At 34.9% G+C, this 24,168-nt stretch carries 26 protein-coding genes and 1 riboswitch; of the genes, 7 read left to right on the plus strand and 19 right to left on the minus strand.

Going from position 1 to position 24,168, the window contains the following annotated elements; all coding sequences use genetic code 11:
* Nucleotides 1-75: 75 nt before the first annotated feature.
* From BFA01S_RS03200 to BFA01S_RS23615, 9 genes are all read right to left on the minus strand, one after another.
* Nucleotides 76-2,004, minus strand: coding sequence for a heavy metal translocating P-type ATPase (locus BFA01S_RS03200; protein WP_066225678.1), 1,929 nt, complete (start codon nt 2,002-2,004; stop codon nt 76-78).
* Between the two features lie 171 nt (nt 2,005-2,175).
* On the minus strand, nt 2,176-2,658 hold the full coding sequence (locus BFA01S_RS03205; protein ID WP_066225680.1) for a TlpA disulfide reductase family protein: 483 nt from the start codon (nt 2,656-2,658) through the stop codon (nt 2,176-2,178).
* A gap of 151 nt (nt 2,659-2,809) precedes the next feature.
* Nucleotides 2,810-4,147, minus strand: coding sequence for a polysaccharide biosynthesis protein (locus BFA01S_RS03210; RefSeq protein WP_066225682.1), 1,338 nt, complete (start codon nt 4,145-4,147; stop codon nt 2,810-2,812).
* Nucleotides 4,148-4,215: 68 nt separating this feature from the next.
* Nucleotides 4,216-5,286 carry a Ger(x)C family spore germination protein gene (locus BFA01S_RS03215; RefSeq protein WP_066225683.1) on the minus strand — a complete coding sequence of 357 codons (1,071 nt, stop codon included), beginning with the start codon at nt 5,284-5,286 and terminating at the stop codon, nt 4,216-4,218.
* The gene (locus tag BFA01S_RS03220) at nt 5,283-6,374 is read right to left on the minus strand and encodes a GerAB/ArcD/ProY family transporter (RefSeq protein ID WP_169800425.1); all 1,092 of its coding nucleotides are present in this window, start codon (nt 6,372-6,374) and stop codon (nt 5,283-5,285) included. Before BFA01S_RS03220 ends, BFA01S_RS03215 begins: the two co-directional genes overlap by 4 nt.
* A 19-nt stretch (nt 6,375-6,393) precedes the next feature.
* Nucleotides 6,394-7,860 (minus strand): spore germination protein, encoded by a 1,467-nt coding sequence (locus BFA01S_RS03225; RefSeq protein WP_066225687.1) that lies wholly within the window; start codon nt 7,858-7,860, stop codon nt 6,394-6,396.
* Nucleotides 7,861-7,982: 122 nt separating this feature from the next.
* On the minus strand, nt 7,983-8,528 hold the full coding sequence (locus tag BFA01S_RS03230; protein WP_235842957.1) for a cell wall hydrolase: 546 nt from the start codon (nt 8,526-8,528) through the stop codon (nt 7,983-7,985).
* Nucleotides 8,529-8,724: 196 nt separating this feature from the next.
* Nucleotides 8,725-8,919, minus strand: coding sequence for a hypothetical protein (locus tag BFA01S_RS03235; protein ID WP_066225689.1), 195 nt, complete (start codon nt 8,917-8,919; stop codon nt 8,725-8,727).
* 187 nt (nt 8,920-9,106) lie between these two features.
* Nucleotides 9,107-9,208 (minus strand): helix-turn-helix domain-containing protein, encoded by a 102-nt coding sequence (locus tag BFA01S_RS23615; protein WP_235842953.1) that lies wholly within the window; start codon nt 9,206-9,208, stop codon nt 9,107-9,109.
* Between the two features lie 394 nt (nt 9,209-9,602).
* On the opposite strand from BFA01S_RS23615, the gene BFA01S_RS03240 reads away from it, so the two are divergent.
* The gene (locus tag BFA01S_RS03240; protein WP_066225691.1) at nt 9,603-9,803 is read left to right on the plus strand and encodes a YkvS family protein; all 201 of its coding nucleotides are present in this window, start codon (nt 9,603-9,605) and stop codon (nt 9,801-9,803) included.
* A gap of 55 nt (nt 9,804-9,858) precedes the next feature.
* Here the strand turns inward: BFA01S_RS03240 and queF are convergent, their stop codons facing one another.
* The 8 genes from queF to BFA01S_RS03270 all read right to left on the minus strand — a co-directional run bounded on the left by queF (nt 9,859) and on the right by BFA01S_RS03270 (nt 15,758).
* On the minus strand, nt 9,859-10,356 hold the full coding sequence (queF, locus tag BFA01S_RS03245) for a preQ(1) synthase (RefSeq protein ID WP_066225693.1): 498 nt from the start codon (nt 10,354-10,356) through the stop codon (nt 9,859-9,861).
* Nucleotides 10,357-10,375: 19 nt separating this feature from the next.
* Nucleotides 10,376-11,107: a 7-carboxy-7-deazaguanine synthase QueE gene (queE, locus tag BFA01S_RS03250; RefSeq protein ID WP_066225695.1), complete on the minus strand. Its 732-nt coding sequence runs from the start codon at nt 11,105-11,107 to the stop codon at nt 10,376-10,378.
* On the minus strand, nt 11,108-11,542 hold the full coding sequence (locus BFA01S_RS03255) for a 6-carboxytetrahydropterin synthase (protein ID WP_066225697.1): 435 nt from the start codon (nt 11,540-11,542) through the stop codon (nt 11,108-11,110). It abuts the gene before it with no gap.
* The gene (queC, locus tag BFA01S_RS03260) at nt 11,542-12,201 is read right to left on the minus strand and encodes a 7-cyano-7-deazaguanine synthase QueC (RefSeq protein ID WP_066225698.1); all 660 of its coding nucleotides are present in this window, start codon (nt 12,199-12,201) and stop codon (nt 11,542-11,544) included. Before queC ends, BFA01S_RS03255 begins: the two co-directional genes overlap by 1 nt.
* A gap of 123 nt (nt 12,202-12,324) precedes the next feature.
* Nucleotides 12,325-12,369: riboswitch (PreQ1 riboswitch) on the minus strand.
* Between the two features lie 115 nt (nt 12,370-12,484).
* Complete coding sequence (locus BFA01S_RS21700; RefSeq protein ID WP_235842954.1) at nt 12,485-12,637, minus strand: DUF4083 domain-containing protein; 153 nt, start codon at nt 12,635-12,637, stop codon at nt 12,485-12,487.
* A gap of 69 nt (nt 12,638-12,706) precedes the next feature.
* Nucleotides 12,707-12,829 (minus strand): DUF6254 family protein, encoded by a 123-nt coding sequence (locus BFA01S_RS23140; RefSeq protein ID WP_235842955.1) that lies wholly within the window; start codon nt 12,827-12,829, stop codon nt 12,707-12,709.
* Nucleotides 12,830-12,875: 46 nt separating this feature from the next.
* Nucleotides 12,876-14,228: a hemolysin family protein gene (locus BFA01S_RS03265; protein WP_066225700.1), complete on the minus strand. Its 1,353-nt coding sequence runs from the start codon at nt 14,226-14,228 to the stop codon at nt 12,876-12,878.
* A gap of 492 nt (nt 14,229-14,720) precedes the next feature.
* Entirely contained in the window at nt 14,721-15,758 is a 1,038-nt protein-coding gene (locus BFA01S_RS03270) for a YkvI family membrane protein (RefSeq protein WP_066225702.1), read from the minus strand.
* A 315-nt stretch (nt 15,759-16,073) separates the two neighbouring features.
* Between BFA01S_RS03270 and BFA01S_RS03275 the strand changes: the two genes are divergently transcribed.
* The 6 genes from BFA01S_RS03275 to BFA01S_RS22225 all read left to right on the plus strand — a co-directional run bounded on the left by BFA01S_RS03275 (nt 16,074) and on the right by BFA01S_RS22225 (nt 21,932).
* The gene (locus BFA01S_RS03275; protein WP_066225704.1) at nt 16,074-18,200 is read left to right on the plus strand and encodes an ATP-dependent Clp protease ATP-binding subunit; all 2,127 of its coding nucleotides are present in this window, start codon (nt 16,074-16,076) and stop codon (nt 18,198-18,200) included.
* Nucleotides 18,201-18,512: 312 nt separating this feature from the next.
* The gene (locus tag BFA01S_RS03280) at nt 18,513-19,538 is read left to right on the plus strand and encodes an FUSC family protein (RefSeq protein ID WP_066225706.1); all 1,026 of its coding nucleotides are present in this window, start codon (nt 18,513-18,515) and stop codon (nt 19,536-19,538) included.
* 92 nt (nt 19,539-19,630) lie between these two features.
* A complete protein-coding gene (locus BFA01S_RS22220; protein WP_156483516.1) occupies nt 19,631-19,915 on the plus strand; it encodes a hypothetical protein in 285 nt (94 codons plus the stop codon).
* 130 nt (nt 19,916-20,045) lie between these two features.
* Nucleotides 20,046-20,828, plus strand: a complete 783-nt coding sequence (gene motA, locus BFA01S_RS03285; RefSeq protein ID WP_066225707.1) for a flagellar motor stator protein MotA — start codon at nt 20,046-20,048, stop codon at nt 20,826-20,828.
* An 8-nt stretch (nt 20,829-20,836) separates the two neighbouring features.
* Nucleotides 20,837-21,595: a flagellar motor protein MotB gene (gene motB, locus BFA01S_RS03290; protein WP_066225708.1), complete on the plus strand. Its 759-nt coding sequence runs from the start codon at nt 20,837-20,839 to the stop codon at nt 21,593-21,595.
* Between the two features lie 166 nt (nt 21,596-21,761).
* Nucleotides 21,762-21,932, plus strand: a complete 171-nt coding sequence (locus BFA01S_RS22225) for a hypothetical protein (protein WP_156483517.1) — start codon at nt 21,762-21,764, stop codon at nt 21,930-21,932.
* 68 nt (nt 21,933-22,000) lie between these two features.
* Here the strand turns inward: BFA01S_RS22225 and BFA01S_RS03295 are convergent, their stop codons facing one another.
* On the minus strand, nt 22,001-22,447 hold the full coding sequence (locus BFA01S_RS03295) for a MarR family winged helix-turn-helix transcriptional regulator (RefSeq protein WP_066225710.1): 447 nt from the start codon (nt 22,445-22,447) through the stop codon (nt 22,001-22,003).
* 63 nt (nt 22,448-22,510) lie between these two features.
* Nucleotides 22,511-24,076 (minus strand): bifunctional metallophosphatase/5'-nucleotidase, encoded by a 1,566-nt coding sequence (locus BFA01S_RS03300; protein ID WP_066225712.1) that lies wholly within the window; start codon nt 24,074-24,076, stop codon nt 22,511-22,513.
* Between the last annotated feature and the right edge of the window lie 92 nt (nt 24,077-24,168).

Raw genomic sequence — 24,168 nt, forward strand, 5'->3', positions numbered from 1 at the left:
CTTACTGCCCGTTAAGGCTGGGATAAATGGATTAAATAAAAAAACGATGCCACTTGTTAGCATCGTTTTTTCAGCTTATGATTTTAATAGTCTAAGACCATTTAATATAACAAGAATCGTACTTCCTTCATGCCCAATAACACCTAGCGGAAGGTCTAATATTTGTAAGAAGTTTGAGCAGATTAACAATGCAATAACAATCATTGAAAAGACAATATTTTGTTTCACGATTCGATTCATTTTTTTCGACAACTGGACAGCCTTTGTCAGCTTCGTTAAATCATTTTGCATAAGAACGACATCTGCTGTTTCCAGTGCAACATCTGTCCCTTCTCCCATTGCAACACCGACGCTTGCTGTGGCTAATGCTGGTGCATCATTAATGCCATCACCGACCATTGCGACAGAACCTGATTCTTTCTCAAGCTTTTTAATCTCATTTACTTTATCTTCAGGTAAACATTCAGCAACAAAGCCGTCAACTTTCGATTCTGCCGCTATTGCTTCTGCTGTTCCTCTGCTGTCTCCTGTTAACATAATTGTTTTAATGCCTTCATTCCGCAGGCTTTCAATTGCTATTATTGTTTCATCACGAATAACATCTTTTAATGCAATTAGTCCTGCAATTTCATTTCCTTGTTTTATATAAACTACCGTTTTCCCTTGCTTAGAAAGCGTTTGACCAATATTACTGTGGAAAGAATTTGTTAAATCTTTATTCACAAAATCCGCTTTTCCAATTTTCCATTCTGTATTGTTAATAATTGCACCGACACCGAAACCTGATTGTTCATGTACAGAAACTGCAATTCGCTCTAATCTCTCATTTTCTTGTAAGATATGCTTTACAATTGCTTTTGCAAGCGGATGATTTGATTGGCTTTCGATCGTATAAACAGCTTGATAAAATTCCTCTTCGTTAACTCCATCTGCGATGACAACATCTGTCACAGCTGGAGCACCCCTTGTTAATGTTCCGGTTTTATCAAGAGCAACAACTTTTATTTTACTTAATTGTTCCAGATGGACACCGCCTTTAAATAAAAGACCGTTTCTTGCTCCATTAGAAATTGCTGATAATGTAGCAGGCATAATGGATGCAACTAATGCACAAGGTGATGCAACAACCATTAGAACGAGTGCACGGTAAATTGTTTCACTCCAGCTCCAGCCGATAATATAATGTGGTAAAAACATCATTAGCGCAACTGTGATTAAAACAACTTTCACATATGTTCCTTCAAACCTTTCAATGAATTGCTGTGAAGGTGATTTTTCGGATTGTGCACTTTGAACAAGCTGCAAAATCTTCTGGAATAATGTTTCCGAACTTTTCTTCGTTACTTTTAATGTAATTGAGCCGCTCCCATTAACTGTTCCGGCAAATACTTCATCCTGGATATTTTTCTCAACTGGCATCGACTCACCAGTAATTGCTGACTGATCAATACTCGTTCTCCCTGTTACAATGACAGCATCAGCTGGAATACGTTCACCTGGTTTTACGATAATAAGATCATTCAATCCTAGCTGGGAAACAGGAACAACTTTTTCCACCCCATCAATAAGCAATGTTGCCTCCTCCGGCTGCAAACTCATAAGCGCGGATAGTTCACGCTGACTTTTATTCATTGTATATGTTTCAAGGGCACCACTGACTGCAAAAATAAAAATCAAAATAGAACCTTCCAGCCAGTGTCCGATAATCGCAGAACCAACCGCCGCAAAAATCATTAATAATTCCACATTCAAGTTCTTTTCAGCTATCGTATCTTCAATTCCTTCTTTCGCTTTCGCAAATCCACCAATAACAAATGCTGCGATAAAAAGAGGAATGGCGATATTTTCGACCCCTTGTCTTTGTAGAAGCCAACCGATTAAGATGAGTACTCCACTAAAAATAGCAAAAATAAGTTCATGGTGTTCTTTTATCTTTCCGATAAAAGAAATTTCTTGTTTAGAATCATTATAATCATCATATTTCACATTTACATCCGCTTCCATCTTATCACTCCCTAATTGAGAATAAAAATCAAATTCATTTAACATTAAAATAATAAAAGATGAGTGAAATGTTCATTTATATAGTGTATATTCAGTATAACAGACATAAATATTTTTTCAAGTATAAATTATAATTGATATTATATTAGAATCATTATAATTAAGTATTTATTATTTCTTTATTTCTTCCTCAATTACCTTCTTTGTAACCGGTCCGAACATTGTTTTTTTAATCATTCCTTCTTCATCAATAATGATCGTTGTCGGTATACCAAGAATACGATAATTCTTCATTACCTCACCTTTTTTATCTAATAGTATCGGAAAATGTATTTTATTTACTTGAGCAAAATGACGAACATCTTCCTCGCTTCTTTCCTGTGAGGTGATATTGATAGCTAATAATTCCACTTTTGTTCTATCTGCATCATCATATAACGCATTCAATTCCAACATTTCTTCATAACAGTATTCACACCAGCTTGTCCAAAAGTTAAGAATGACCGTTTTTCCTTTATAATCGGATAACTTCTCATTCTGTCCATCTATTGTACGAAGTTCAAAATCAATCGCTTTACTATTTTCTGTAAGAGCCTGTACCTCAGACGAAAAAATCATTGTAAAAAATAAAAAAGCTGTCATTATTTTCTTCATTTATATCCTCCTTTTTTCTTCTTAGCTTTCCCCTAAATCACCGCTTCCATCAATAGATGTTTCCCCTCCTTACTGCCTGTAATGATTAATAATGGGTAAATAAAAAGCATCTCCCTCTCTAATGAAATAAAGTCATTAGAGAAGAAGACACTTAGAAAATAGTCGTTTTCTTTAAATTACTTTCTCCGAGCAATAAATTAACACCGATCTTATTGCAAATAGTGAAATAATGCATGAGCATTAATAATACAGCACACATATTCATTCCGATAATTACTCCCTCCATCCCAAATTGCGGCATAGAACCGAGCACGTACATCATCGCAAATGAAATAACATGTGACCATACCGTATGAAAAAATGCTTCCTTCACAAGACCAAGTCCAATTAAATAAGATTGCATCGGGTAGACAAAATATTGGAATAGGAAATACGGCCAAAGCATTTTCAAATAAAAGGCTGGTGTTGATGATTGAAAAAATAAATGCGTCAACGGCTCCGCAAATATATACATAATAATAATCGCTGGAAAGCCGTAGCAAATCGTTATAATCATAGACTGCTGAAGTAATTTAACAAGCTTTGTCCGATCTTTTTTAGCCGCCGCTTCAGATACATTCGGAATAAGCATAATCATAAGGGAATGTCCTATAAAAGCCGGAAAGAAGCCAATCGACATTGCGACACCTGCAAGCATTCCATACTGCTCTGTCGCCATTACTCCTGTTAAACCTGATGTGACAAGTGCTATTTTTACTAGAAATGGCTGCACCGCATGTGTTAACGAATGGAATAACCGCAGTCCTGTTGTCGGTAAGGAAACAGCGAGTAGGTTTTTTCGTACAGAACTTGCATTCATAAATGTTTTTGGCCTGCTCTTAATAAGTTGAAAATGAATAATAAAAGCAGCAACTAAATAGGCGCAGACAAGTAATTCACTGCCGATCAATGTCGCTAATGCAATAAGAAGCGCCATTTCTAAATCGAATTGGAATGTGTGATAAACAAAAAATAAAATGATCAGCTGCGCACATTTTCTAAGAAAATTAGAAACCGCAATTTTCCCCATTTGCTGTACTCCCATAAAGTATCCTCTTGCGATCGAAGAAAAAGCAACAATTGGGATTAACAGAATAAGAAGCCATTTTATTAATGGATGATATTCCTTAAAAATTGGAAGAGCCGGTAAAATAACAGCACTAATCAGCATGAAACAAATAACAAAGAAAATCGTTAAACGTATCGTATGCTTCAACATATTATAGTGAAGCTCCGGCTTTTTCTCAGCAACGAATTTGGAAATAGAAATCGGCAGTTCAAAACTTGCAATAATAACAACTAAAAAAACAACGGGCAAAATGGACATATAAAGTCCCATTCCATGTTCCCCTAATTCTCTTGCTAAAATCATATTTACTAAAAATTCAAGGCTTTCACTAATGAAGGCAGCAATGATGAGCAGTATCGTTCCTCTATAAAAAGAATTCATAAATCGTCTCCCTGTAAACTAGTTGATACAATAACATATGAGACGGGCTATGAAATTATTAAAACGATTTATTCTGTCACACCTGTTTCAGAAATAACAGCCTCCACATTTACGATAACAGAATAGTCTTCCTTTCGTTTTCTCCACTCGCTAAGATCAAATTCTCTCGAATATGCTTTTATTTCTCTGCCAAGACGTACCGGGTCAATGTTAAGCTCCTGGAATTTTTCAAAAAGAGCTATCACTTCTTTTTTAATATCCTTCTCTAAAGCTTTCTCAATTTTATAAATGTCTTCCTTCGTTAAATCCCTGCCAGTATATTGCTGAATGGCGCCTTTCATTTTAATATCTACAGATGCTTTAAGTGGATTTAACTGCTTTGCCCTTATTTTCCTTGAAGAATGAATATTGTATATAGAAACTAATTCATCTGTTTCAGGAATACGCAGCATATAGTTGCCACTTGTATGACTATCTGTTAATATTTTCATCGAAAAAAGTTTTTCATTCGGAATTTCTCCGACCAATTTATCACCGTTAAATAATGCCAGTCCATCAATTATGACGCCATCATCCTTCTTCTTTAGAAATGGCAAGTATGAGTCGGACCAGGCAGATTTATAGTTATTTAAAAATAAATGTAAATTAGCCATCGGTACATCCCTTTGTTCTTTATTATGTAAAATTAATGATGTTAAATAAGTAGAAGTACCTTTTAGACCGAGCTGTTCACTCATTATGTCAGCAGCATCTCCCCTTGTAATAGCTAAAAGAACTCTCGAACCGATGGATTCATCCCTTTGGAGCGGGTCCATAAAGTCCTTTACTCCCTGTCTTGCTAATTCTTCGCTGAACAGCACAAGCTTTATCTTTCCTATCGCTAACGGACGGGAGGACTCCCTTTCTATTTCAGACAGAATTTCACGACTTAACAAGGACTCCCCTGTCAATCTTTCTTCTTGAACAGGCTGATCTTTTAAAAATTGCGGAATAAGAACCATTCCAGTATATTTCTCTTCCCCTTCCTTTTTATCAAAGCCAGCCGTTGTAACAAGATTAATATCATCTATTATTTCCTGCTCAACGCATCCACTTAAGGCACAAAAAATCAAACAACAGATGATAATGGAATATTTCATGCTCTTTTCTCCTTTATTTTGCGAATCACTAGCGACATTATATAGAGGAAGGGAATATATACATAAACAAGATAAAAACTTACATCTCCAAGGCTACTTTTAAATACATCAAGCCTAACTCTTGTTTGAAGCATATTGCTGAAAATATAAGTTAAAAACAAGATAATTATCAGCATATATTTCTGCTTAAAATGAAAGGCGTCTTTTAAGATTCTGATTGAACACCATACAGCTATACATACAATTGGTAAAATAATCAGGTTCCAATTCGCAATACCGACATATTCAAATCTCTCGAGAAACGGAAATTCAACAATCTTCCACATCGTTAATGTCGGCCAAATATTTTCCTGAAGCTGCGCCTGACTAAAAAAGACCATAGACACAAGCATAATAAGCAAATAAGTAGAAGTTGTAAAGGCAGCACCTATATGCGCCCATTTCTTAGAAAGACTTGGATTTTTAAGAAACGGATAAAAAACGAGTAATGCTTCAAAACCAAGCATCGATAATCCCACCTCCTTTGCTCCTTTAAGAAGTTCAATAAAGGAATGAGAAAACATCGGAAAAAGATTCATTAATGATGAAAACTGCAGCGGAAAAAGAAAAATAATAAAAATATAACTCGGTAAAATTACACCGAAGAAAGCAATACCTGTTACAATACGGAATCCGCTCATAACGATATAATAAACAAGAGCAAGAAAAAAGAAGGCAAAAGCCCATATATTCACATCAGGAAACATCCATACTCTAATAAGATCGATAAATACGGCCAGTGCACTTATACCTAAAACTAGAAAGTAAAGACAAAAAAGGAGATTAAGCATATTCCCTAGCTTTTTACCGAATAACTCCTGATGGACAGTCACAATATTTCCATTAGCACCTTCTAAAATTTTATATATCATCCAAATTAAAAGATGAACATATAAACCAGCAATAATAATGGAAATCCAAGCATCATTTCCTGCTTTTTCTACTATATAAGGCTGAAATCCTAAAACAGCTACACCGAATTGGGTACAGTGTATTAAATAAAAAACTAGAAAATGGGAAACTTTATTTTTTTCTGGAATCTGAATCATTTCCTGCATTCCCCTTCACTTATTCATCAATATCTTTATTTTCCCTCGCTTTTCTACTTGAAAAACGAACTGAATTATTCGTTCGCAGTTCGAGTGGGCGCTTTGATAATAATGAGAACGGCAGACGAATAAAAGCATCTTTCATATCGGCGGTACGTGGTGGAAATATCGGTTCTAAAAACGGCCTTCCCAATGAAGTAAGCCTTAATAAATGGGTGAGTAAAATACAAAAGCAATAAACAATACCTAACAGTCCTATCCACTGGGCAAAAAGGAGAAAAGGAAAACGTAATAATCTGATCGTGTTACCCATAACATAGACAGGTGTCGTAAACGATGCAAGTGCTGCTAAAGCGACAATAATAAGAAGAATATTACTCGTTATTCCAGCCTCAACGGATGCTGTTCCAATAACGATCCCGCCAACGATACCGATCGTTTGTCCAACTTTCGTCGGCAGCCTTGCCCCCGCTTCTCTTAATAACTCAATAGTAAGCTCCAGAAAAAGAGCTTCCAAAATAGGAGGTATTGGAATATTCTGTCTTGATGCAACTAATGTATTTAACAGCTCCCTCGGAATCAGTTCGTAATGATATGTTAAAACAGCTACATATACAGGTGTTGCCAATATGGAAAAACCAACAGCAAATACCCGAATCAATCTAAAGAAAGACGAAATAATCCAATTTAAAAAGTAATCTTCAAACGCGGAAAAAAACTCAATTAATGTCGTCGGACCGAGCAATATATGAGGAGAGCCGTCCACAATGACTGCTACTTTTCCTTCTGATAAAACCGATGCGACTCTGTCCGGACGCTCTGTATCTAATAACTGTGGAAAAGGAGATAAATGATTATCAGCAATCATTTGAGAAATAAACGAACTGTCACTTATTTGATCAAATTGAATGTCTTTTATTCTTTGTGTAATCGTCTTAACATTTTCTTCATTTGTAATCCCTTCTATATAAAGCACTGCTACTTTCGTTTTTGAAAGATCACCTACTTCCAGTTCCTTTACTTGAAACTCTGGAATAGGTATTCTTTTTCGAATCAAATTCAAATTTGTCTCCATTGATTCTACAAACGCCTCTTTAGGACCAACAACGCTGAACTCTACTTCCGGAAGAGAAATAGCACGAGCAGCAGTTTTATTAGCATTAATGAGTAAACATGGCAATGCACTTTCACAAAGAGATATCATAATATAGCCGGTCAATATTTTCTCTTTTATAACATCCGTATCATTTGTAATCAGCATATTTTCTACTTTAATTGTTTCTTTTAATTGCGCAATTGTATACCATTGTTCTTGTTTTAAAGATGGTAAAACACTATTCTGTATAACTGTTGAGTCAGCCAGCGTTTTCATATAAATAATCCGGCAATTTTGAAACTTTGCTTTTTCTTCATATTCGATTAGATCAGATGAACCCTTTAAAGCAGCGATTGCCTTCTCTATCGAATCTTTCTTTTTCTGATCCACATAACGTCACCACTCGATCTATTCATTCTATTTCTATATTGCGTATGTAAGATTGGAATTATGCGCCAAATTGATAGACGTTTATTAAACAAAAAGAAAAAAGCCGCCTTAGAGGCAGCTTACTATTTCGCAAAGCGGTGATTTCCGATTGTGACCGTCACCGGACGTGAGAAAATCCATTTACTCGTTGATGTTTTTGGATTAAAGAAATAGAGTGAACCATTCCCCATCCCTTGGAATGCTAATGCTTCATTTACAGCTCTCTTCGCTTCCACACTAGCAGGTTTATTAATTTCCCCGTTTTGTACAGGAGTAAAGGCATAATGACCTTTTACTTTTTGATAAATGACAGATCGAACAGAATTCGGGAATAAATCGCTGTCAACACGATTTAATACAACTGATGCAACGGCTACTTTCCCGGCATATGGTTCGCCTTTTGCTTCTGCATTCACTAATCTTGCAAGTAAGTCTTTCTCTGCATTTGTAAGAGTAGCCGGGATAGTTAATCTCTCTCCTACAAATAATTGTGATGAATTTTTCTTATTTTGAGCTAATAATGACTGGACAGGAACTCCATATTTCTTACCAATTAACCATAGAGTGTCTCCTGATTTTACTTGATATGTTGTTGCAGCATTAGCTTCTGTTTGCGGACTTTGGAACATAGATAAGCCGAGAGCTAATGTTGAAACAGCAACAAGTTTTAACATCTTTTTCCTCATAATAACCTCCTAATAATTCAGCTGTTTCTTAGTACATATATAAGCCTAACAGCTTCATAGACTAATAACACCCCTCAATATATGGATTGGTTTCCAGTATGTTTTTATATAAAAAAAGAAAAGCGGGAAGCTTCAAAAGTCAGCTTCTCGCTTCTTGCAGATACTCATAGATAACGGAACCACCCTGCTGTGCAATCCCTCTAAAATGCTTAAAATCATCCCTCTTTATTAACACTTTACGAAATTCTAAAAAATCTTCCTTAGATACTTCATGTGTAAGTAATTCACCATCACGCAACTGGTCCAGTATTTCTGTAATTGTCTGTTCATCCATTGTTAGTTTTCTCACCTTTCTCTATTTTCTATCTATAATATTAGAACATAATTGAACTACTCGCCACTCAACATCCTTACAGGTTGTTTGAAGTGGGAGATTTCTGCAAGGCAATACTATCTACTTTTTTAGATGAGGGATTGCTTTGACTGTTTCATATTTGTTTAAGAACTCACCATTCCAATCGTTAACCACTTTGTTTCATTTCTTCACAGATATACCAGTAAGCATCTTTTTCTTTTTGTTTTCCAAGGAAAAAGTTAAACACGAAACGTGAACAGCCTATCATTTTATTAATAAGCGCAGTTTATTCTTTATTTGGATAGATATGAAATTTATAAGCTCTGTTAACAATCATGTTTTCACTACTCCCCCCCAATAGAAACAAATGTTTCCATTATACTATGTAGAGGAAAATTTTAGCTACCGTCAACCGACATTCATCTCCCACTTACCCATTGCACATTCCTTTAAGTAAGAGTCTTCTGTCGTGAAATGATAAAACTATTTTTTCCAATCACTAGGAAAATACTTTACTAAACGAATGAAATAGTGTTAAATAGTCCTAATAGAGTTTTTGTTATACATATATAATAACAAAAAACTCTATTCAGCATGATTTACATCCTTCCTATCGCAATAAATAAAGAAGCGAAAACTCGAGTAGAAGGGGGAGATATATATTGAAAATTGCTAATGTAGGAAACATCATCGAATTTAGAGATGGATTAACAGGTATCGTCGAAAAGGTGAATGAAAATTCCGTCATTGTTGACTTAACGTACATGGAAAACTTCAGTTCCCTAGACCTTGAAAGACGCACCGTCGTTAATCATAAAAATTATAAAATTATTAAAGAGAGCACTTTTGACTTACAAGGGTGAGAAAAGCAAAACGGAATTAGAATAAATACTAATTCCGTTTTGCTTTTTTCAATTCCTATCGATTATCAACCGTCTCAGGATACAAATCATGATTCATTAAACGATAATTCGCCATTTCCTCATACTTCGTTCCAGGCTTCCCGTAGTTGCAGTACGGATCAATCGAAATTCCGCCTCTTGGTGTGAACTTGCCCCATACTTCAATGTAGCGAGGGTCCATTAATTTGATTAGGTCATTCATGATGATGTTCATGCAGTCTTCGTGGAAATCTCCGTGATTACGGAAACTGAATAAATAGAGCTTTAATGCTTTACTTTCTACCATTTTTTTATCAGGGATATAGCTGATATAAATGGTTGCGAAATCTGGCTGGCCTGTCATTGGACACAAGCTAGTAAATTCCGGACAGTTAAATTTTACAAAGTAATCCCGATTCGGATGTTTATTATCAAAAGACTCTAAAATATCTGGTGAATATTCAAAAATATATTTTGTTCCTTGGTTTCCGAGCAATGTGATATCTTTTAATTCTTCTTCTTTTCTTCCTGCCATTTCCTATCCCTCATTCCTTTTAGACACCGCGTTTATTTCCCCATACTAATGTGTGAAGCTGAGGAAGCACACGGACATTGTTTAGTTCGTCACTGACTACGACCTGATCAATGAGCCACTCATATTTTCTTAATAGTTTTGCGATTAATTTTTCATCATTTTGTTCATAAATATCATCATTTCCAACTTGTACATAAAAAGGAATGTTGGAATAACGGTTATGAACTTTTTTTGCATATTCAAGATCAATTTCATCAAAAACGACGACCTTTAAGCTTAACGTATGAAGTCTGCCGCCTTCTACTAAAGAATGAATGATCTCATCGAGCTTATCAAAATCTGTATTCATTTTTGAACTTGGCGGCTTTGGAGAAATTGTCAGATCATCAATATGATGAAGCCATTCCTGGTACTTGCTTCCTTGTGTTTCAATCGCAATTTTTATATTTTTATCTTTTAACAGCTGAATAAACTCGGCCAAATTTGCCAATAAAACAGGGTTGCCTCCGGAAATCGTCACATGTGAAAAACGATTCTCTCCAAGTCCTATTAGTTCATTCCATATTTCTTCTGCTGTCATTTGTTTTATATCATTTTTAGCAGAGCCATCCCAAGTGAAGGCAGAGTCACACCAGGCACATGAATAATCACAGCCTGCTGTACGGACAAACATTGTTTTCTGTCCAATCACAGCCCCTTCTCCCTGTACAGTCGGCCCGAATATTTCTAATACCGGAATCTTTTTCATCATTTACGCCTTCTTCTTCGGTCTATATACCACATAGCTCGTCGGTGTTTCTCTTACAAATACTTGTACACATTGCGGTTTATGGGCAAGACTGTCCAATTCTGCTTGAATAATCTCATAAACAGTACGGGCAATGACCTCTGTCGAAGGGAAAAAATTACCGTCTTCATCATTAAATAAAGCTTTATCATTATTCAAAACAGAATGGTCGAATCGATTATGAACAAGCTCCTTCACTCTTCTGAAATTAACGAGAAAACCTGAATCACCGAGTTCATCACCAGCAATTGTTATATTAATAAAATACGTATGACCATGAATATACTGACATTGCCCAGCATCCTCATGGGGAATATAATGGGCAGCCGCTATTGTCATATCTTTATTTAATTCATATTGAAAATCATGCTGTACTTGCGGATATATTTGTTGGAGCATTACATATTCTCTCCCTTCACTTGTAAGTATTGCTCTAACCCTCTATTGCGAAGTTCACACGCAGGACATTTCCCACAGCCTTCCGCCATTATTCCGTTATAGCATGTTAATGTTTTATTTATTACAAAATCTAATTGTCCGAGCTTATCTGCAAGCTCCCATGTTTCTGCTTTATTTAACCACATTAATGGAGTATGAATGACAAAATTATTATCCATTGCTAAATTAACTGTTACATTACATGATTTAATAAAAACATCACGGCAATCTGGATAACCACTAAAATCAGTTTCACATACACCTGTTATAATATGTCGTGCTCCAACTTGACTCGCTAACACTGTCGCAAATGATAAAAATAATAAATTTCTCCCTGGAACAAATGTATTAGGCAGTTCACCATCTTTTTGTTCAATTTCAATATCATCTCTCGTCAATGCATTTGGTGCGAGCTGATTTAACAATGACATATCTAATAAATGATGTTTCACATTCAGTTCTTTTGCTATCGATTTTGCTACTTCAATTTCCAGATCATGCCTCTGACCATATTGAAACGTAACAGCTTCCACTTCTTTAAACTCTTTTAATGCCCAAAATAAACATGTCGTACTATCTTGGCCACCGCTAAAAACGACAATCGCTTTTTCATTTTTCATTATTACTTCTCCTTTATACTTTTACATAGAGAAGCCCATAAAAAAAGACATCTCTTTCAAACTGAGATGTCTAGCATTTACATTATAAAAAAGCTAAAAACTATATGAAACAAGCATATAGTTATATCCTTAGTTTTTTATAGAGGGTTGTGCTGGGACCTCTCCCAAGTTTAAAAACTTGGATTTTATTTAGTTCTATTTTAATATATCATGAGAAAAAAAAGCTTTCAATTTATTTTTCCTTAAGAACTAATAAATTGAAAATTGAATTATATTTCAAAGTCTAATGATCATATTTTTTCAACTGTTCCAGCAACTCATCGAGCTTATCTTCCATTCGGTCAAGCTGGCTTTTTCTTTTCTTGTTAGAGCGTAAAAAAACTGAAATGATTAATACGATAACAAATAAAAGAAATCCGAAATAAAATAATTGCAAAACTATATCGCCTATATTAACAGTAATGACAACCGCCTCCTAATTATACGAAACAAAAAAATCGGTCATCTATGACCGATTTTTCCCTGCATCTTCTGCAAGTTCTTCAAATGATTTTACTTTTCCATGCGGCTTTTGCGTTTGTTTTCTCGTCTTCCATTGACGTTCCTGCTGTCTTTGAGATTGAGTCATTTCATAAGCCCCCTTTACACAATAAGATGTGCATGAAGGCTTATTTTTATGCCATTTTTGATGATGCCGCAATCTCTTCATTTATAATCGGCTCGGGCTGTTCATCCATTTGCTTTTTCGTAATTTCTAAATAACGAATATGATGGTTCTCCATATCACTTACCCGAATAATAAAATCATCAAGTTCAATTATTTCATCTTTTTGAACATCATATCTTTCTGTCATAACCCAGCCGCCTATCGTATCAACGTCTGTGTCATCAATATTTAAATTGAATAAATCATTTATCTCACTTACAAGCACCTTTCCATCAATAATATATTGATCTTCGGTGATCTTTTGAATAAGCGGTACTTCATCTGTATCAAATTCATCACGGATTTCACCAACAATCTCTTCCAAAATATCTTCAACTGTTACGAGTCCGGCTGTTCCACCATATTCATCAATAAGAATAGCCATGTGTATTCGTTCTGTTTGCATTTTCAGAAGTAATTCATGGATTGGAATGGAATCATATACTTGAATGATCGGACGAATATACGTCTCAATCGAATAGGATGAATCTTTATTATGAACAAGTTCCGTGAACACTTCTTTTACATTCACTAAACCAATAATATGGTCTTTATCACCATCAACAACTGGATATCTTGTATATTTTTCATTTTTAACAATATTTAATTGCTCTTTAATTGGCTCATCAATGGAAAGAGTAATAATCTCTGTTCTTGGAACCATAATTTCTTTCGCAATGCGGTTATCAAATTCAAAAATTTTATTAACATATTTGAATTCTGATTGATTAATTTCCCCTCTTTCATAGCTTTCAGAAAGAATAATTCTTAATTCTTCTTCACTATGAGCAGCATCATGCTCAGAAACCGGCTTTAATCCAAACAACCCAGTAATAAAACGAGCTGACCCGTTTAAAGCCCAAATAAATGGGTACATTAATATATAAAACAGGATCAATGGTTTTGCAAGCCATAATGTTAATTTTTCTGACTTTTGAATCGCTAATGTTTTCGGTGCAAGCTCTCCGACAACAACATGTAAAAATGTCATAAGAGAAAATGCAATAGCAAATGAAATAAGCTGTGAAAATGAGCTTGGTATTTCATATCGCTCAAATAACGGGCTTAAAAGTCTGACAATTGTCGGCTGTCCTAACCAGCCTAGTCCAAGTGCTGTAACTGTAATCCCTAACTGACATGCTGATAAATATCCATCTAAGTTATCGATTACTTTTTTTGCTGTGATTGCTTGTTTATTTCCTTCTGCAATTAATTGGTCAATCCTTGTACCCCTAACCTTAACAATCGCAAACTCTGAAGCCACGAAAAAAGCTGTGAGAGCGATTAAAATTGCAACAAGCAATAAATTCACTATGTCCAAATAAGTTTCCTTATCCCGCTGTAAGCGAAAAAAGGAGTCACCTCCTGAGTAATTAAATCCTCAAATATTTTTCGTTAAAACATTCGAAAACTGATATATAATTATTTATTTTCCGCCTGGAGTTTATTACAATGGAAGCTATTATTTTCATCTTTAGCACTGCCCCATTTTCTCACCCCACTTTATATTTTTAACATCATAATATGAGAAGAATAACTTAGTCAAACAGAATAATTAGCTGATTTTCTAATAAATATGACTAAAAACTGGCAAAAAGACCAGTTTAAAGAGATTATCAGCCTTTTAAGCAAATTTAAGCCGGCTTTATAGTAATACATCGTTTAATCATTGTATTCTACATGATTCGACTAAAATCCTTGTACATTTAAATTTTTTAAATAATTTCATTATATCATAGAATCTTCACATAATTTCTTACTATATTTGCGTAACTTTTATAGAAAAATTAAATTGCCGTTCCCCCTTTTCATTTTATAATTGCTGTTTCGGAATCCTCTTTATAATTAATAAAGCAAGAACAATTAGACTCACCTTCCCAAAAAGCGGATATAAGATAGAAAGCAGTGAGCTGTAGCCAAACTGACTAATGATAATAGCAATGACTAAAATACAAGCGATAACAATCATTCTAGGTAAATGAACAATTTGTAAAATCTGCTTTTCTAAACCAAATAAATTCCCAATAACAGATGTAAAAACTTCTCCATATATAACGAGAACATAAATAAAGAAGAAAGAGAAAAAAGTAATTCTCATTAATTCTGCCATTGGCACATCATATGTAGAAACATCGGCAAGAGTTGCAAGTGAAATATGACTCCCTATTAAAATAACAGTCAGTAAAATACCGCCAAGTATTCCACCTCTTTTCAATACTTTTTCATCTTTCATTTCTGTCGCAAGCGGAACTAATACAGCTGCAGCCATCGTTAAATTAAATCCTGCATAAGACAATGCTGACACAATCCAGTTGATTACTCCAAATTCATCTGTCACCGTTGTAATAACTGTATGTTCTCCAATTGATTGAAATGCAACGATTAAGCTGAATAGAATTAACATCGGGACAACAATCACATTTACACTAAGTAAGCCCTGCACACCGAATGCCATAACAAATAATGTTAATAAGACAGTAATAATGACACCCACTTGCTTTGATAATTGCAATTGTTCTTCAAAAATTGCGCCAGCCCCAGACAACATAACGGATGTGACACCAATTAAGACGATAAGCATTAATAAATTAACTACTTTCCCAATTGATCTGCCAAACAAAAATATATTCAAATCTTGATAGGATGTAGCATTAATTCTTTTTGATACAATCATCATTTTCGTACCAATCCAAATAAAAAAGCAGCCTGCAATAGCGATACCGATAATTCCGATAAATCCGTACTTCGTAAAAAATTCAACGATTTCCCTTCCAGTCGCAAATCCGGCACCGACTACTGTACCAACGTATACTGCCGCAACTTGAAATGAACTGCCCCATCCACGATCCATTCAATTACATCCTTTCCGTAAAACGCTAGTCCCTAATATATATGAGACAAGTGTGTAAAATATCATTTAGGAAAAAAGTTTGAATTTTTTTCAAAAAAACACTTGAAAGTCAAAAAAGGTCAAAGTATAATAAAAGTCAAGAAAGGTCAAAGTTCGACTTTCTGCTACTATTAGAATGAAGAAACGACAAATTCTAAAGTAGGTATAGAAAATAATAAAATCGACTAATGAAAAATGTAATAGTCGATCATTTTTAAAACCAAAGGTCAAAGTTAATCAAAGTCAAATAATATAAAAATCTAGGAGGAATAAAGCATGCTTTGTCAAAAATGCCAAACAAATGAAGCTACAATTAATTTCCATGTTCAATTAAATAACAATCATAAACAATATCACTTATGCCAAAGCTGTTATGGAAAAGTTCAAAATAAGATTCCAAGCAATTTTCCACAAAATTTTGGAAGTTTCCCATTTGAGCAATTTTTCAAAGGATTTGCCCAGCATAATAACTTTGAACATCAGACAAACGAACAACAAACGCAGCAATCCGGCGGAGGCGGAATTCTCGATGAACTTGGCCGTAATGTCACAAATGCAGCAAGAGCCGGCTTAATTGACCCTGTTATCGGCCGTGTGGAAGAAGTAAATCGCGTCATTGAAATTTTGAATAGAAGAAATAAAAATAACCCTGTTTTGATCGGTGAACCTGGGGTTGGTAAAACAGCAATTGTTGAAGGATTAGCATTAAGTATTGTTGAAGGTAAAGTACCGAAAAAACTGCAAAATAAAGAAGTATATTTACTTGATGTTGCTGCACTCGTTGCAAACACAGGTATTCGCGGACAATTCGAGGAAAGAATGAAACAAGTAATTTCAGAGCTTCAGCATCGTAAAAACATTATCCTTTTCATCGATGAGATCCATCAGCTTGTAGGTGCTGGTTCTGCTGAAGGATCAATGGATGCGGGAAATATTTTAAAACCTGCACTTGCACGTGGAGAACTCCAAGTTGTTGGCGCAACAACACTTAAAGAGTATCGCAAAATTGAAAAAGACGCGGCACTTGAACGCCGCTTCCAGCCTGTTATCGTTGATGAACCGACAATAGATGAAGCAATTAATATTTTAAAAGGTATCCAAGCGAAATATGAGGAATACCATAATGTTTCCTTTACAGATGAAGCGATTAAAGCATGTGTAACATTATCACATCGCTATATTCAAGACCGTTTCCTTCCGGATAAAGCAATCGATCTTTTAGATGAAGCTGGTTCGAAAAACAATCTCGGCCAGACAAATGGAAGTGAAGAACAAATGAAAAAACGACTAAATCAAATTGCAATCGAAAAAGAACAAGCAACAAAAGAGGAAAATTATGAACTCGCAGCAAAACTTCGTGATGAGGAAACAGCCTTGGAAAAAGAACTTGAACACAATACCGCTTCTGTAAAAACAGTAGTAAATGTAGAAGATATTCAAGCTATCATCGAAAAACAAACAGGTATCCCTGTCGGTAAATTACAAGAAAATGAACAGCAGCAAATGAAATACTTGAAAGAAAACTTAGCGAAAAAAGTAATTGGCCAAGACGAAGCTGTCGAAAAGGTAGCAAAAGCGATTCGTAGAAGCCGTGCGGGGCTTAAAGCAAAAAATCGTCCGATTGGTTCTTTCCTCTTCGTTGGACCGACTGGTGTCGGTAAAACAGAATTAACAAAAACATTGGCAAATGAATTATTCGGTTCAAAAGATGCAATGATCCGCTTAGATATGAGTGAATATATGGAGAAACATTCTGTTGCAAAAATTATCGGTTCTCCTCCAGGATATGTCGGCCATGATGAAGCAGGACAATTAACAGAAAAAGTACGCCGCAATCCATACAGCATCATTTTACTTGATGAAATTGAAAAAGCACATCCAGATGTACAGCATATGTTTCTACAAATTTTAGAGGATGGAAGATTAACAGATAGTCAGGGCAGAACAGTAAGTTTTAAAGATACAGTTATTATTATGACAAGTAATGCTGGTGTCGGTCACAAACAAATAACTGTCGGCTTTGAAAAAGATATGACAGATTCAACTCCCGAAAGCAATCTTCTTGAATCTTTAAGTGCTTTCTTTAAACCTGAATTTCTAAACCGCTTTGACAATATTATTGAATTTAAATCATTAGAAAAAGAACATCTTATCGAAATCGTTAATATTATGCTCAAAGATTTAGCTGGCACATTAGCAGAGCAGGATATTGTAATTACTGTGACAGATAATGCGAAAGAAAAACTGGCACAATTAGGCTATAATCCTTCATTCGGTGCAAGACCTCTCCGCCGTGTGATCCAAGAGAAAATTGAAGATCAGGTGACAGATATTTTATTGGATAACTCTGAAATAAAAGAAATCACTGTCGAGATTGAAAATGATGAAATTATTGTGAAATAAATAGATTTAAACGGAAAGAGGCTCAATTGAGTCTCTTTTTTTGATTGATCAAGCATTCAAGTATGGAGCTGTCCGCTAAGTCCCGGATAAGCTTTAAAAGCTAAAAGGCCCTATCACTAAATCCTTAATTTTACCGGATTTCCATCACAGGGCCTTTCAGTAGGATGCCCAAAAAGGTTGCTTTTTACCCTTTTGGGACATCCTCATTTGTCATTTCACAATATATACTATTTATTTTCATTGTTTTTACGGACAACTCGATTTAATATTAGAAAAACGATATCTCTTTATAAGATTGAAAGGAAGATCATGGTGACTCTTGGGCCACGTGTTATAAAAACCGGATTATCTGTTACACTCGCATTATATATTTGCAGCTTTTTACAATTAGAACATTTTGTTTTTGCGGCTGTTGCTGCAATTTTTACGATGCAGCCGTCCATTTACAAAACGTGGAAGCATCTTTTAGACCAGCTTAGAACAAATATACTCGGGGCAGCGCTTGCTCTCTTCTCTCTTCACTTTCTAGGTAATGGACCAATTATTTTTGGACTTGTTATCGTCCTTGTTATTTTAATTAGTTTAAAATTAAAAATGGAAGGTACTATTCCTCTAACATCCGTTACTGTGCTGGCAATTATGAGTGTACCCGTTGATGAGGATATGATTTTTACCATCCAGCGTTTCGTTGTTATTTTAATCGGGGTTGGTTCTGCTTTTTTAGTAAATCTATTAATTTTTCCACCGAAATATAAAAAAAGTTTTTACGGGAAAATTCAATCCGTTTTCCATGATCTATCGCTTCTGCTTCGAACATCTGTATCAAATGAAATGACGGAGGCATCCTACCGTGAGCATTGGGACAGAGTAAATGACGGCATTTTGCAACTAGAAGAGTTTTATCATTTATTCAATGAAGAAAGAGCAAAAATGAAAAAAATGAATCCGGTTGATGTACGTGAATTTGTTATTTTTAAACAAATGCTTCATGCGATGCGAAGCGGTACGACAGTATTAGAAATAGTTGATGAACATTATTTCCAAAGCCGAAAAGATGAGGGAAATAATGATTTATTTGATGAAAAGCTTGAACAATTAACAAAGTATCATGAATATCTATTATTAAAGTTTGAAGGAAAAATTAAACTTAACGAGCAGCAGCCATTTGATCTTACTGACAGTCAATTATTTTTAAATAAAGTGATGGAAATTGATCATGAAACAGATGAAAAAAAACTGCGCCTCGTTGTCATCGGTTCTTCTATTTTTGAATATGCTTTTCAATTACAACGGCTCGATCAACTTATTGAACAATATCGTGCAAAAGCAGCAGCTTAAAAATTATGAAAAGAGACTGTTTAACAGCAGTCTTTTTTTATCTGTCATTCTCTATCCCCTACCCTCATATACAATAGATGAGGTGTTGTTCCATGAATCTATATTCCAAATGTTATCTTCTTCTATCCCTTACCTTTATCGTCTTCAATGGTTCTTCTATCGGCTTTATTATTTATTGTGCTCGTCTCGGTGAATTATTTGGAACTGTTCTTTTTCATTTTACAGCCCTTTTAGGCGCTCTTTGCGCGTCTATTGCAGACGATGGTATCTTGAAGAAATCTTATTATCAATCATTCTTCTTCTATACGAATCTCATTATTTTCTTCCTTCCATACTACTACTTTTTAATTGGAATTAAATTACTGCCACTAATGTAATCCCTCTATCTTTGGACCCGAAACTTTTTTCCTAAAAAAATTTTCAATCTCCTTTTGCTATAAACCTAAAAACTTATAGCATTGTACCGATATAAAGAGTAAGAAAATGAAGGAGATTTGGTGATTTTATATGGATAAAACATCTTTGATTGGATTAGTATTAGCTGTTATTGCGGTCGGAGTCGGAATGGTGATGAAAGGTGTTAGTGTTTCGGCACTTGGAAACCCTGCTGCCCTTCTTATTATCATTCTCGGAACAATTGCTGCCGTAGTAATTGCGTCACCGACGAGTGAAGTTAAAAGAATACCAAAATTGTTCGGAATCTTGTTTAAAGAACAGAAAATACCTTCGATCCAGGAATTAATTCCATTATTTTCTGATTGGGCACAAGTGGCTCGTAAAGAAGGTTTATTAGCTCTTGAAGCAAAATTATCAGAAGTGGAAGACCCATTTTTACGCAATGGATTATTAATGGCAGTCGATGGTCAAAACGCCGAATTTATTCGTGACGTAATGAATGAGGAAATAAATGCAATGGAGGAACGTCATCAGGCAGGCGCGTCCATGTTCACACAGGCAGGCACATATGCCCCAACATTAGGTGTATTGGGAGCAGTTGTCGGACTTATTGCGGCACTTGGATATATGAATGATATTGAAGCATTAGGCCATGCAATCAGTGCTGCTTTCGTTGCAACTTTATTAGGGATTTTCACTGGATACGTTTTATGGCATCCATTTGCAAATAAATTAAAAACGAAATCAAAACACGAAGTAAAAGTAAGACAAGTGATGATTGAAGGTGTTCTTTCTGTTCTTGAAGGACAAGCCCCAAAAGCGATTGAACAAAAACTTGCAACATTTTTACCTGTTTCTGAAAGAGTAAAACTTACTTCTTCTGATGAGGGGTGAGCTAATAAATGGCTAAAAAACAGAGAAAGAAACATCATGAAGAGCATATTGACGAGTCCTGGTTAATTCCTTATGCCGATTTATTAACCCTTTTACTTGCTCTGTTCATCGTATTGTTTTCAATGAGTTCCCTTGATGCCCAAAAGTTCCAGCAACTAGCACGTGCTTTTAATAGTGAATTCAGTGGTGGAACAGGAGTGCTTGAGTTCCCAAGTCCAACTCCTAATCAAAAGATGGAACAATTAAATAAACAAGAACAAGAGGAAAAAGAGGAAGAAAAGAAGCTGGATGCAAAGGAACAAGAAGAATTAAAAGAAGTACAGCAAAAAATCAATGAATATATTACAAATAATAATTTAAATGCAGACTTAAAAACAACATTAACAGATGAAGGCTTGCTTGTGACGATTTTGAACGATATTTTCTTTGATTCCGGAAAATCATTCGTACGAGCAAAAGATGAACAGCTAGCAAGAGAAATTTCAGAATTGCTAGTCATGAATCCTCCCCGTAATATTATTATTAGCGGTCATACAGATAATATTCCAATCAGTAACTCTGAGTTTGACTCTAACTGGGAACTTAGCGTAATGAGAGCTGTTAATTTTATGAAGATCGTCATGGAAAATGATAAGCTTAACTCTGAACATTTCAGTGCAAAAGGATTCGGAGAATTTAAGCCTGTTGCCTCTAATGACACAGAAGCAGGCAGACAAAAAAATCGACGTGTAGAAGTATTAATCCTGCCAAATAAAGTAGAAGAATAAAGCTTAATCGCTGTCTAGCGATTAAGCTTTTTTACTGCTTCTCTCTACCATTATAAATATATAGCCTTGATCTAAACATATATAATAAGAAAAATCAGCTTTCCATTTACACATAAAGTAAATAATGGTAGATTAATAGTAAATTATATAGAGAGGCTACATTTTAATGAGTGCTATTATTAATTTAATTTGTTTTATATTACTACTTTATATGATTTCATGGTTTGCCCAAAAGCTGAAACAGCATCAAGATGCACTTAAATCAATTAATGGTAAATTAGATGCCATTTTAAAGAAGTTTCCTGAGGAAGAGAAAAAAGATGATGGAAAAAAATAAGAGAAATAGTAAGCCTCTCTATCGGTCTGTTTTCCAATCCCAGCTAGAGAGGCCTTATTTCCCTTTGATTAGATAAAATCACGTGCATGAAACCCTACTTTTTTTAATAAATCTGTTACAAGCTGCTTCTCCTCATCAGATAAAATACTTACAATTTCATTTAGCTGTTCCTCATGCAACGGAAATATCTCTTCAATCAACTGTTTTCCCTTATCAGTAATTTGTGCATATGTTACACGTCGGTCCTTATCACATGCTTTGCGAATAAGCAGTTCCTTCTTCTCAAGCTTATCAACTACATATGTTATACTACCGCTAGCAAGTAAGATTTTACCACCTATTTGCTGTAAAGGCTGTTCTCCTTTATGGTAAAGCAGCTCTAATACCGCAAACTCTGTTGGATTTAAGTTAAATGTTGAAATATGCTTATTGACCTGATCATTAATTGCCCGGTGTGCACGTGATAAGACGATGAAAAATTTTAATGATTCTTCCTTTTGTTTGTTTTTATCCATTTCTTCTCAATCCTTTGATAAAAAATATCTCCGATTTTTATGTTTATTTACTACTGATTACTTTTACCAAATAACTTTCCAATTATGATTTACTTCTGCTTTAATCGTTTTATGCTCATTAATATAATTTGCAAGCAGCTCTGTCATATCAATTTGAATTTCTTTTACGACTTGCTTTCCCTTATACATATCATAATCGCCGCCACCGCCAGCGCGGTAATTATTCATTACTACATCATATTCAAGCTGAAGTCCAAGCGACTTACCATTGTACATTAGCTTTGTCACACGCTCACCAAAGGGCTTTGAAATATCAAGTATGTATTCAATTCCTTCCCACATATCATAATTATAATGCTGCGGCTTTGGTATTGAAAAACGCGGATTAACAACAATTGCACCATGTTCATCCAGATCGAAATATGTAGCAGACCGCTCCAATGCTAATTTTATATCAAGACCGGTAACACAAATAACTTTAAGTGTGTTCGGATAAATATAGTTGGCAACGATATCTCTCATTGTAATATATTTCGGCAGACCTGGTGATTCATTATGAAACAATGCTGTATTCGAAATACTTACACCAGCAATATCCATTTGTACTTTATTAATAAATTCAATTAATGGATGCTCCTTCAATCTTAGCTCAAAAACATCCTCTATTTCCATATTACCATCCACTTCACCGATAGGCATGTTTAACCATTCGATTGTCTCCTCTTCATACTGCCTGATGAGTTCCACAATTGACTGATCTGTTTTTACATTTTCCATCGTTAAAAGTGATGCTGACTTTGTCGAAATTTTTATCCCATTTTCCTTATTTAAAATAATGTCTATTTTAGCAATTACTTGTCCATTAAAACTTGGCTGAACAATTGTAACTCCGTTTAATTGCCCGCTTATCTTTCGATGCTGATGTCCTGTTAACAGCACATCAATACCGGGAACTTTATAACAAATTTCATATGCCTGGTTTTCTCCTGTCAATTGTTCTGTCGGTTCTCCTGTTTCTATATCTCTTTCAAAACCGCCATGATAGGAGACAATCATTACATCTGGCTTTTCTTTTTCTTTTATAAAATCTACCCATTGTTTTGTCGTTTCTAACGCATCCTCAAAACGAAGCCCTTTAATATTTAAAGGATCCTCCCAGTTTGGAATATAGTGTGTCGTCACACCTAAGACCGCTATTTTTACTCCCTCAAAACTTTTCACCATATATGGTTTTCCAAGCAATGGTTCATTGGACTCACAAGAAATGATATTAGCTGACAGCCACGGAAAAGTAGATTGTAATACTGCTTCATTCAACACATGTCTTCCATAGTTAAATTCATGATTCCCGATTACAGCTGCATCATATTTTAATTCATTTAAAACTTTAATCATCGGATTTATTTTTTCGTTACTTTTCTTAGAAAAATGATACGTTAAAGGTGTACCCTGGATTAAGTCTCCATTATCAATTAATAGTACATGCTCATTCATTTCTCTTTCTTTTTTTATAATAGATGATAGTTTTCCAAGCCCTAAATGTAATTCTTCTTGTGAACGATAGTTTTTTGGAAGTATATGTCCATGAATATCACTCGTTTGTAAAATTGACAATTTAATGGTATTCAATTCTTCACCTTCTAAGCCTTAGTGTCTATATGACTAATGATACACAACAACCTTTCATCCTACAATATTATTAAAACAATTATTTACCAATT

It is taken from the genome of Metabacillus fastidiosus NBRC 101226 (assembly GCF_001591625.1).
GTDB classification, from domain to species: Bacteria; Bacillota; Bacilli; order Bacillales; family Bacillaceae; genus Metabacillus; species Metabacillus fastidiosus.

Bases quoted from the DNA above. Each gene is read 5' to 3' on its own strand.
- BFA01S_RS22225 (WP_156483517.1), top strand. From the start codon at position 21,762: ATGAGTGCTATTATTAATTTAATTTGTTTTATATTACTACTTTATATG.
- BFA01S_RS03205 (WP_066225680.1), bottom strand. From the start codon at position 2,658: ATGAAGAAAATAATGACAGCTTTTTTATTTTTTACAATGATTTTTTCG.
- queE (WP_066225695.1), bottom strand. From the start codon at position 11,107: ATGATGAAAAAGATTCCGGTATTAGAAATATTCGGGCCGACTGTACAG.
- BFA01S_RS03295 (WP_066225710.1), bottom strand. From the start codon at position 22,447: ATGGATAAAAACAAACAAAAGGAAGAATCATTAAAATTTTTCATCGTC.
- BFA01S_RS03220 (WP_169800425.1), bottom strand. From the start codon at position 6,374: ATGATTCAGATTCCAGAAAAAAATAAAGTTTCCCATTTTCTAGTTTTT.
- BFA01S_RS22220 (WP_156483516.1), top strand. From the start codon at position 19,631: ATGAATCTATATTCCAAATGTTATCTTCTTCTATCCCTTACCTTTATC.
- BFA01S_RS03215 (WP_066225683.1), bottom strand. From the start codon at position 5,286: ATGAAATATTCCATTATCATCTGTTGTTTGATTTTTTGTGCCTTAAGT.
- BFA01S_RS23615 (WP_235842953.1), bottom strand. From the start codon at position 9,208: ATGATAGGCTGTTCACGTTTCGTGTTTAACTTTTTCCTTGGAAAACAA.
- BFA01S_RS23140 (WP_235842955.1), bottom strand. From the start codon at position 12,829: ATGACTCAATCTCAAAGACAGCAGGAACGTCAATGGAAGACGAGAAAA.
- queC (WP_066225698.1), bottom strand. From the start codon at position 12,201: ATGAAAAATGAAAAAGCGATTGTCGTTTTTAGCGGTGGCCAAGATAGT.
- BFA01S_RS03270 (WP_066225702.1), bottom strand. From the start codon at position 15,758: ATGGATCGTGGATGGGGCAGTTCATTTCAAGTTGCGGCAGTATACGTT.
- BFA01S_RS03275 (WP_066225704.1), top strand. From the start codon at position 16,074: ATGCTTTGTCAAAAATGCCAAACAAATGAAGCTACAATTAATTTCCAT.
- BFA01S_RS03210 (WP_066225682.1), bottom strand. From the start codon at position 4,147: ATGAATTCTTTTTATAGAGGAACGATACTGCTCATCATTGCTGCCTTC.
- queF (WP_066225693.1), bottom strand. From the start codon at position 10,356: ATGGCAGGAAGAAAAGAAGAAGAATTAAAAGATATCACATTGCTCGGA.
- BFA01S_RS03235 (WP_066225689.1), bottom strand. From the start codon at position 8,919: ATGGATGAACAGACAATTACAGAAATACTGGACCAGTTGCGTGATGGT.
- motA (WP_066225707.1), top strand. From the start codon at position 20,046: ATGGATAAAACATCTTTGATTGGATTAGTATTAGCTGTTATTGCGGTC.
- motB (WP_066225708.1), top strand. From the start codon at position 20,837: ATGGCTAAAAAACAGAGAAAGAAACATCATGAAGAGCATATTGACGAG.
- BFA01S_RS03230 (WP_235842957.1), bottom strand. From the start codon at position 8,528: ATGTTCCAAAGTCCGCAAACAGAAGCTAATGCTGCAACAACATATCAA.
- BFA01S_RS03255 (WP_066225697.1), bottom strand. From the start codon at position 11,542: ATGCTCCAACAAATATATCCGCAAGTACAGCATGATTTTCAATATGAA.
- BFA01S_RS03200 (WP_066225678.1), bottom strand. From the start codon at position 2,004: ATGGAAGCGGATGTAAATGTGAAATATGATGATTATAATGATTCTAAA.